This is a genomic window from Candidatus Eisenbacteria bacterium (genome assembly GCA_016867495.1).
Taxonomy (GTDB): domain Bacteria; phylum Eisenbacteria; class RBG-16-71-46; order CAIMUX01; family VGJL01; genus VGJL01.
In genome coordinates, this window is the sequence record VGJL01000093.1 from 1 (window position 1) to 10,227 (window position 10,227).

At 66.3% G+C, this 10,227-nt stretch carries 4 protein-coding genes and 1 pseudogene; 4 read left to right on the forward strand and 1 reads right to left on the reverse strand.

The annotated features are described in order from the left end of the window. From FJY88_09060 to cadA, 4 genes and pseudogenes are all read left to right on the forward strand, one after another. The coding region (locus FJY88_09060) for a hypothetical protein (protein MBM3287481.1) at positions 1 to 322 on the forward strand (322 nt) is incomplete at its 5' end. After that, on the forward strand, positions 315 to 1,838 hold the full coding sequence (locus FJY88_09065) for an efflux RND transporter periplasmic adaptor subunit (GenBank protein ID MBM3287482.1): 1,524 nt from the start codon (positions 315 to 317) through the stop codon (positions 1,836 to 1,838). The genes FJY88_09060 and FJY88_09065, both read left to right, overlap by 8 nt. Then, positions 1,835 to 3,853, forward strand: a pseudogene (locus FJY88_09070) (efflux RND transporter permease subunit). Before FJY88_09065 ends, FJY88_09070 begins: the two are co-directional and overlap by 4 nt. Before the next feature lie 1,666 nt (positions 3,854 to 5,519). Further along, positions 5,520 to 8,429: a cadmium-translocating P-type ATPase gene (cadA, locus tag FJY88_09075; protein MBM3287483.1), complete on the forward strand. Its 2,910-nt coding sequence runs from the start codon at positions 5,520 to 5,522 to the stop codon at positions 8,427 to 8,429. Positions 8,430 to 8,460: 31 nt separating this feature from the next. Here cadA and FJY88_09080 read toward each other — a convergent pair whose 3' ends face one another. Next, positions 8,461 to 9,666, reverse strand: coding sequence for an ISAzo13 family transposase (locus tag FJY88_09080; GenBank protein ID MBM3287484.1), 1,206 nt, complete (start codon positions 9,664 to 9,666; stop codon positions 8,461 to 8,463). Positions 9,667 to 10,227 lie beyond the last annotated feature (561 nt).

Sequence of the window (10,227 nt, forward strand, 5' to 3'; positions counted from 1 at the left end):
GGCGGCGGCAGCAGAACGGCGTCGCGTCCTGAACGAATCGATCAGCCTGGCGCGGGAGGCGTACGCCATGGCCATCACTTCGCGGGACCGCGTGCGTGTATACGAAAAGGAGATACTGCCCGACGCAGAGATGGCCCTTGCGTCAAGCCTCGCTTCCTATCCAACCGGCGAGATGCGCCTTGGCGAGGTCATTGATATGGAGAAGATGCTGCTCGAACTCGAGATGAGACAGCGGGAGAACATTTTCGAGTACCTGAAGGCAAGGGCGTCGCTGGCTCTCGCGATCGGCGATGGCCGCATTCTGGGGGTAGGCGATGAATAGTGCGCAGCGGTCGGGGTTCTGGCCGAAGGTCTGGCAGTTTGTGAGAATCATGAATGTCCGCCTGCGCTTCGTCTTCTTGATGGTGGCAGTCGGGCTGATCGCGGCGAATCTCGACCATATCGCCAACCGCTGGGAACGGTGGACGCGTCCGAAGCAGGACGTGGGGGCGGCGTCGTCGGAGTACGAGCACTACTGCGGTATGCACCCGAGCGTGGTTCGCGGGGAGCCGAGCAGCTGCCCGATCTGTGGGATGCCGCTCGCGAAGCGGATGAAGGGCGAGGCGGTGGTCCTGCCGGAGGGAACCCTCGCGCGGGTGAGTCTCTCGCCGCAGCGGATCGCGCTGGCCGGGATCGGCGTGTCGGAGATCGGCTATCGACACCTGGAGGCGCGCATCCGCGCCGTCGGGACGGTCGAGATCGATGAGCGGCGGACGGCGAACGTGGCCGCCAGGGTTGGCGGGAGGGTGGAGGCGACCTTCGTCGACTTCACGGGGACCGCGGTCGAGGCGGGCGAGCCTCTCGTCGAGATCTACAGTCCCGAGCTGATTTCGGCGCAGCGGGAGTACCTGCTGGCCCTGAAGCGCGCGGACGAGGAGACGCTTGTCGATGCAGCCAGGGAGAAGCTCAGGCTGTGGGGCCTTTATGACCAGCAGATCGAGGCGATCGCGCGGGAGGGAAGGCCGAGGGAGACGATCGTCATCCGTTCTCCCGCCGGTGGGATCGTCACATCGCGCGATGTTGTTCCCGGCCAGTATGTCGAAGAGGGAGCCGCGATGTACGCCGTCGCGGATCTCTCCCGGGTTTGGGTGATCGCCTTCGTGAATGAGCGAGACGCGGCCAGGGCGCGGGAAGGGCAGTCGGCCGAGATAAGAGTCCATGGGCTCGCGGATCGCAGTTTCTCGGGGACGATCGCCTTCCTCTGGCCCACGCTCGATCTCGAGTCGAGGACGCTTCGCGTCCGGATCGATGCGGCAAACCCCGATCTCTCTCTCCGGCCTGGAATGTATGTCGATGTCCTTATCGATGTGACGAAGGCCGAGGAGATGGAGACCGGCGGCACAAGCGGTGCCTCCGTTGCCCGTGCGCAGACAAGCTATGAGTGCTCCATGTGCCCGGAAGTGAGCGCCGACGCGCCGGGAAGCTGCCCGAAATGCGGGATGTTCCTGCAGAAGGTCGTGACGGAGACGGGCGGCGGCGGCGGAGGGGGCAAACGGTCCAGCATCGTCGTCCCCGAATCGGCCGTCATCGACCTGGGCGCGCGCAAGATCGTCTATCTGGAGCGAGAGCCGGGGGTCTTCGACGCCCTGGAGGTCTCTCTCGGCGAGCCGTCGGAGGGGTTCTATCCTGTCGTCTCCGGCGTGCGCGCGGGGGATCGCGTCGTCACCGCCGGCGCCTTCCTGGTCGATGCCGAGAGCCGCTTGAACCCGGCCGTGGCCGGATCCTACTTCGGGGCGAGCGGCGGGGCTCATTCCCATGAGACGCACGGAGAAGAGAGCCGGTCGGAGACGCGCCCGTGATCCAGCGGATCATCGATTACTCGGTCCAGAACCGCTTCGTGGTCGTCGCGATCGTTCTCGCGGTCGCCCTGTGGGGCGTCTATAGCATCGCGCGCACGCCGATCGACGCCATCCCGGATCTCTCGGAGAACCAGGTCATCGTCTTCGCCGACTGGATGGGCCGTAGTCCCCAGGAGATCGAGGACCAGGTGACCTATCCGCTCTCGGTCAACCTCCAAGGGTTGGCCGGCGTCAAGGCGGTGCGCTCGACGTCCGAGTTCAACTTCTCGATGGTGAACATCATCTTCGAGGACGGGATCGACTTCTACTTCGCCCGCGAGCGCGTCCTCGAGCGGCTCTCGGTCGCCGCGACCTTCTTGCCGGAGGGCGTCGTGCCCTACATGGCCCCCGACGCGACCGCGCTCGGCCAGATCTTCTGGTACACGGTGGAGGGGGGCGGGAAGGATCCAGGGGAACTCAGGACGATCCAGGACTGGTATGTCCGCTATCAATTGAATTCAGTCCCCGGGGTCGCCCAGGTGGCGAGCGTCGGGGGATTCATCAAGACCTACGAGATCTCCCTCGACCCGAACAAGCTCCGCGCCTACGGCGTCACGCTGGGCGAGGTCGCGTCGGCAGTCGAGCGCAGCAACTCGGCGGTCGGCGGGAATGTCTATGTCAAGAACGGCGCGGAGTATCTGGTCCGGGGCATCGGCTGGATCCGCGGCATCGAGGACATCCGCAAGACCGTCGTGACGCAGCGCGGGGGCGTCCCGATCACCGTCGGCGCGCTGGGCACGGTCCAAATCGCCGCGCAGGAACGCCGCTCCGTCCTCGAGAAGAACGGCGGAGAGGCGGTCGGCGGAGTCGTCCTGATGCGCTACGGCGAGAATCCGCTCAAGGTCACGGAGCGGATCAAGCAGAAGATCGCCGATCTGGGGCCCGGCTTGCCGGACGGTGTGCGGATCGTCCCCTTCTACGATCGCACCCGGCTCATCAACGAGGCGATGGGGACGGTCACGAGGGCGCTCCTCGAGGCGATGCTGATCGGGAGCATCGCCGTCCTCCTGATCCTGAGCCACGCGGGGAGCGCGCTCGTCGTCGTCCTGACGCTTCCCCTTGCGGTGCTGATCTCCTTCATCCTGATGAGGGTCTTTAACATCCCCTCGAACATCATGTCCCTTTCGGGCATCGCGATCTCGATCGGAATCCTGGTCGATTCCTCGATCGTGATGGTCGAGAACGCCACGCACGAGCTGACGGCCAAGTTCGGGACGGCGCCGGTGCGGGGCGACACGCGGCCGATCGTGGCACAGGCATGCAGGCTCGTGGGCAGGCCGATCTTCTTCTCCATCATGATCATCGTGATCTCCTTCCTGCCGGTCTTCGCGCTGAGCGGGCAGGAGGGGAAGATGTTCCATCCGCTCGCCTTCACGAAGACCTTCGCGATGATCGGCGTGGCGTTGCTCTCGATCACGCTCGTGCCCGCCCTGCTGCCGATCTTCCTGCGGGGACGGCTGCGCAGCGAGGAGGAGAACCCGATCGTCCGCAGCGTCATCGCGGTCTACAGGCCGGTTCTCCAGTTCCTGCTGCGGCACAGGAAGGCGTTTGTCCTCTCCTTCGTCGCGCTGCTGGGCGTCGGGTACATGCTCGCGCGCAATCTCGGGCGGGAGTTCATGCCGCCGCTCGATGAGGGGAGCATTCTCGAGATGCCGGTCACGATCCCGAGCGCATCGGTGCCTCAGGCGGCGGGCGATCTCAAGGTGCGAGACGAGATCCTCCGGACGTTTCCGGAAGTGGAGATGGTTGTCGGGAAGGCGGGGCGCGCCGACACGCCGACCGATCCCGCTCCTCCCGACATGATCGAGACGATCATCAACGTGAGGCCGCGCGATCTGTGGCCGAAGAGAAAGGTCCGCTTCGAGGACGTCGAGCGCGAGGCGCGCGAGGTTCTCGCCATCCTCGAGAAGCGCGGCGCGGTTCTGCCGGCCTCAGCGGACGACAACGCCGCCATGCTGAACGAGGCGTCGATGGACGCTTCGGTCGACGTCGACCGCATCCTCCGGAGGGAAGCCAAGCGCGCGCAGACCAAGTTCGAGGCCGAGCTGGAAGCGGAGCGTATTCAAACCGGGACTGAGGCCGGGACAAAGCTGGGCCCGGCGCGCGGCGAGAAGGAGCGCGACAAGCTGTGGCGAAAGAGAGCCAAGAGCCTCAACTACGAGCTGTCCGACCGCGCTGGTCCTGCGCTTGCGCGCGCGCTGGGTGTGCGGATCCACGAGAAGGCCGGCGCGCGGAGTCTTGCCGCGCGGCAGCTCACGGAGGAGGACTTATCCGCGCTGGAGGCGGAGCGCCTGCCGAGTCTCAATCGCCGCCTCTTCCTCTGGCGCAAGGAGAAGAGCGATCTCATCCAGGAGATGGACTCTGAGCTTCAAATGCCCGGGTGGGGCAACATCTGGACGCAGCCGATCATCAACCGGGTCGATATGCTCGCGACCGGCGTCCGCACGATGGTGGGCGTCAAGGTCTATGGGGATGACCTGTATGGGATCCAGAAGGTCTCCGAGGAGATCGCGCAGGTTCTGCGCGGATTGCCCGGGGCGGTCGACGTCTTCCCCGATCAGATCGTGGGGGAGAACTACCTCGACATCGAGATCGACCGCGAGAGGGCGGCGCGCTACGGCGTGAACGCGGGCGATGTCAACGAGGCGATCGACGTCGCGCTGGGAGGGATGACGGTCACGACGACGATCGAGGGGCGGGAGCGATTCCCCGTCAGGGTCCGCTACGCGCGCGACTTCCGCGCGGACGAGAGGGAGATCGGCGGAATACTCGTGAACGCGATGAGCGGTCCCGCCGCGCCGCACGGCGGCGGGAGCGGGATCATGAATGCGGGGGGCCTCGCGGGGCCGACCCAGATACCCCTGCGGGAAGTCGCGTCGATCCGCGTCGTTCAAGGTCCAAGCATGATCAAGAGCGAGAACGGCCTCCTGCGATCCTACGTCCAGCTCAATGTGCGCGGACGCGACGTCGTCGGGTTCGTGGAGGAGGCGCAGAAAGTCGTCCGCGAGAAGGTGTCGCTGCCGAAGGGCTACTACATCGAGTGGAGCGGCCAGTTCGAGCATCAGATGAGGGCGAAGAAGACCCTGCAGATCGTCTTCCCCGCCGTCATCGCGCTGATCATCTTGATCCTCTATCTCACCTTCCACGATCTCGCGCAGGCGATGCTGATGGTCCTCGCCATACCCGGCGCGCTCGCCGGCGGGGTGATCTTCCAGACGCTCTTCGGCTTCAACTTCAGCGTCGCCGTCTGGGTCGGATACATCGCCGCCTTCGGTATGGCGACGGAGACGGGGATCGTCATGATGGTCTATCTGCGCGACGCGCTCGAGCGCAAGGGAGGGCTGGCGGCGATCCGGGAGGAATCGGAGATCACCGATGCGGTGATGCGGGGAGCGGTGCACCGCCTGCGGCCCAAGCTCCTGACGGAGGGGACCACGATCGTCGGCCTGATGCCTCTGCTGTGGGCGCACGGCACGGGAGCCGAGGTGATCCGCCCGATGGTCGCGCCGGTGCTCGGAGGGCTCCTCGTCGCGGACGAAGTGATCGACCTCTTGCTCCCCGTCCTCTTCCACTGGCTGCAGACGACCCGCTGGAGAAGGACGCGCGCGCGCGCGGCCGCCGCCTCGGGATAGAATGGGGAACATGGAACGAGGCGACAGGAACGGGCAGGCCGGCGCGCGGGGGGACTCCTCGGCGGCGTCTCCCGCGACCGTCCGCCATCTCGCCGTCACGGGGATGCACTGCGCCTCCTGCGTGGCGAGCGTCGAGAAGGGGTTGCTCGCCTTGCCGGGCGTTCTCTCGGCGAGCGTCAATCTAGTGGCGGGAACGGCGACGGTGAAGTTGTCCGACTCCGGTCCCGACGCCGGAAGGTTGATCGCCGCCGTCCGCGCCTCGGGCGCGTTCGAGGCGAAGGATCTCATGATCGAGGGGGCCGAGGACGCGCTCGAGGTCGAGCGCGGGCAGGAACGCGCCGATCTGCGCCGTCGGTTCCTCGCGTCGCTCGCTCTCACGATCCCGATCTTGATCCTGTCGATGCCCGGGATGCTTGGCCTGCACGGCCCGCTTTCGGGGCAGGCGAGCCTGTTCGCGCAGCTCGCCCTGAGCGCGCCCGTCATGTTCTGGTGCGCGGTTCCCTTCTTCCGAGGATTCGTCGCCGCCCTGCGCAGGCGGACGGCAGACATGAACAGCCTGGTCGCGATCGGCACCGCCTCGGCGTTTCTCTACTCCGTCGCCGGAACGCTCTTTCCGCGCGCCTTCCCCATCGCCATGCGGCCGCACGGGACGGTCCATGTCTACTACGAGACTGCCGTTGTCATCGTGACGCTGATTCTGATGGGGCGCTTTCTTGAGGATCGGGCGCGGGGACGGGCGTCCGAGGCGATTCGGAAGCTCGCGGGGCTCCAGTCGCGGACCGCGCGCGTGCTCCGGTCCGGCCGGGAGGAGGAGATCCCGATCGCGCTGGTCGCGATCGACGACGCGGTGCTCGTGCGTCCCGGCGAGCGGATCCCGGTTGACGGAGAGGTGATCGAGGGCGGCTCGGCCGTGGACGAGAGCCTGGTCACGGGGGAATCGCTCCCGATCGAGAAGCGCGCGGGCGATCGCGTGATCGGAGGCACGCTCAATGGGACGGGGAGTTTCACATTCCGCGCGACTGCGGTCGGTCGAGGGACAGTCCTCGCGCAGATCGTGGAACTGGTCCGCCAAGCGCAGGGAAGCAAGGCGCCGATCCAGCGCCTGGTCGATCGCGTGGCGGCGGTCTTCGTCCCCGTCGTCGTCCTGGTCGCTCTCGCCACGCTCGTCGTGTGGCTCGCCGTCGGCCCGGAGCCGCGGCTCGCGCACGCCCTCTCGAGCTTTGTCGCGGTCCTGATCATCGCATGTCCCTGCGCGCTCGGCCTGGCGACGCCCACCGCGATCACGGTTGCCGCCGGGAAGGGGGCGGAGATCGGCGTGCTGGCGAGCTCCGCGGAAGCGCTGGAGCTTCTGGGCCGCTCGACCGCCGTCGTGTTTGACAAGACCGGGACGCTGACGCAGGGGCGGCCTACTCTGGAGAAGGCGCATCTGTTCGGGACGATTCGCGAAGAGACCGCCCTGCGTTTGATCGCTGGGGCTGAGACTCGCTCCGAGCATCCCCTGGCCGCGGCGGTCGTGAGGGCCATGGCCGAGCGGGGGATCGAGGCTCCGCAGCCGGAGGAGTTCGACTCGGTGCCCGGGGGCGGCGTTCTGGCGCGCGTCGCGGGGCGCAAGGTCATCGTGGGAAGCGCGGACTTCCTCGAACGGAATGGCGTCGTCTCGCGCGATGCCGATCTGATCGGGCGGCGGGAAGCGGCGGAAGGAAGGACGCAGGTGTTGGCGGCCATCGACGGCGAACTTGCCGCGGCTCTCTCCATCGCGGATCCGGTCAAGGACGAAGCGGCCGGAGTCGTGGAGGGGCTCAAGTCGCGTGGGTTCATCGTCTCGATGCAGACGGGCGACGCGGCGGGGACGGCTATTGCCGTCGCCGCGAGGCTCGGCATCGATCGCGTGTTCGCCGAGGTTCGGCCTTCGGGCAAGGCCGAGGCCGTCCGGGCGTTGAGAGGCGAGGGGCACCGCGTCCTCATGGTCGGCGACGGCGTGAACGACGCGCCGGCTCTTGCTGCGGCCGATGTCGGGATCGCGATGGGAACTGGCGCCGATGTCGCCATGGAGAGCGCGGGGATCACGCTCCTGGGAGGGAATCTCTCCCGTCTGGTAGCGGCGGTGGACCTCTCGCGCGCGACGGCCCGGACGATCCGCCAGAACCTCTTCTGGGCGTTTGTCTATAACGTCCTCGGCATACCGATCGCGGCCGGCGTCCTCTATCCCCTCACGGGATGGATCCTCAATCCCGCCATCGCGGCCTTCGCCATGGCGATGAGTTCGGTGAGCGTCGTGAGCAACAGCCTCAGGCTGAAGCGCTTTCAGGCCAAGTCGGCCCGAGGCGCTTCAACGCAGGGAAGGAGAATCAAGATGATCGGGAGATCTGGAGTCGGAACGATTCGCATCGGAGCGATTCTGGCCATCGTCGCAACGCTCGCCGTGGCGGGGATTGCCGGCGCGGCCGAGATCGATCCTGTTTCCAAGAAGAAGGTGAAGGACAAGAAGGCGCCGATCGCGGTCTTCCTCGACAAGGTGTACAAGTTCGCGTCTGTGGAGAACCTGGCGAAGTTCCGCGCCGCTCCGGAGCAGTACGCGACGACGACATGCCCCGTGTCGGGAAAGGATGTGCGGATCGCTGACGCGAAAGCCAAGACGCAGTGGGGCGGGCGAACCTGGTACTTCTGCTGCGCCACCGACAAGGAGGCGTTCGAGAAGGAGCCGGAGAAGTACGCGACCTATCGCTGTCCCGCCTGCGGGGGGATCGCGCCGATCAGCATGGGGTCGCCGGCCGTCGGGACCTATGAAGGCAGCGAGCTCCGCTTCTGTTGCGGTGGCTGCAAGGAGGCGTTCGAAGAGGCGCCCGAGGCCTACTTCTCGAGCCTCGTGCCGGAAGGCGGGGTGTCAGCCGCAAGTCCGGCCGGGGAGAGCGGCAAGTGAGCCGCACTTAGGCAGTGTCAGTAAATAAAGTTTACGACGTGCGATGCGGTCGAATGGCGTAGTTCCACTCCCCATGGAAGCGGTTCGGAACGAGCCGCACGGTTGCGAACTCCGCATCGCTCACCTTCCTGCCCACCGGGAAGCGCCGCCGATCGAGCCGACAGGTCACCGTGAGACCCTTGGCGGTGGTCGTTCTCGCGATCAGCTGCACGATCGTCTCGTAGTCGCGAAGCGGTTCGCCCCGCCAGTTCGTGGAGATGAAGGAGAAGAGCCGGTGCTCCACCTTGTTCCACTTGCTCGTGCCTGGCGGGAAGTGGCAGACGCGAACGGTCAGATCGGCCTCGTCGGCGAATGCCTGGAGCTTCAGCTTCCACAGGCGGAGCCGATAGCCGTTGCTGCCGCCGGCGTCGGCCGTGATCAGGAGGCTCCGGGCCCGGGGGTAGAGGCGACGGCCCTCGGCCCGCCACCAACCCCGGATCGAAGCCGCTGCGAACGCCCCCGTGTCGTGATCCGTACCCACGGTCACGAAGCCGGTGTTGCGGGCCAGGTCGTAGATCCCGTACGGGAAGGCCCGCGGCACCTCCGGCGTGGGGAAGTCGTGCACCTGGACCCGTGGCGGTGTCGTGGCGGGCCGCCACGCCCGGCCCGCGTTCTCGTAGTTGCCCACGAGCTCCTTCTTCTTCGTATCCACCGAGATCACCGGCCGGCGCGCCGCCAGCGCCTTGTACACCGCCTCGTTGATGAACCGGAACTGCGCGTCGCGATCTGGGTGCTGCTTCCCTTCTACGGTCTTGCGGGTTCCCTGCAGGCTGTAGTCCATCGACCGCAACAACTGGGCGATCGTCTCATGGCTGACCGGGTGACCCCCCCGCGTCAGCTCCTCGGCCAGGACCCGCGTGCTCTTACTCGTCCATCGCAAGGGCGACTCCGGATCTCCTCGGCTCAGCGGCTCGACCAGGGCATCGAGACGCTCCGCAAGCTTCGGGTCCGTCTCCTCGATCCGCGGCCGGCCCGCTCCCGGGCGCCGCACCCGACCCGCCGGCAGCGGCGCCTCATCCAGTTCGTGCAGTCCCTTGGTGATCGTGACCCGCGAGAGACCACAAACCCGGCTCAACAGCGAAACCCCGCCCCGACCCAGGGCTCGAGCCTCGCCGGCAGCGAACAACCGCCGCGCCCGCTCGTCCAGATGGGGCCACAGCGCGGCTACCTTCTCCCGCAGGGCGTCCACGTCTCCCATCCCATGACAGTAGTACGGGAACGACGTTTCGTAAACCTAATTTATTGACGCTGCCTAAACGTCGTCTGGAATGCTCGCGGCGCCGTTCGCAAGCGCTTGGAAAGCGTGCCTCCCCACCAGTTCCTCCCGTTCATCCGCGTCCAGGGGGAAGTGACCTCGAAGTCGGGGCCATCCTGGACGCCCTTGACGGTGTCGTCGCTCATGAGTGCGAGGCAGCGGACGCCTGTCATTGTCACGAGCTGTGTCCAGTCTGATGACGCTGTGTTGCATCCGATGACATGGAAGATATCAGGGGCAGGAATGCCCTGCTCTGTCCAGAGCCGTTGGAAGAAAACAGGAGTCACGCCGATGCCGAAGAACGCAATCGATTCATCCTACATTCCGCATGTCGCATGTGCCATTCTGGCGATTTGCCGATTCCGCCAACACCTGCAATGGCAATGAGTTCTGTCACTCGTAGTGGATAGCCCTTTCCTCCGCCAACGCCATGAGAATCCGCTTCTCCTCCCGATCGATGGCGCGTAGTCGCTGCAGGTCCGCCCGGAACTCCCGATAGCGCTC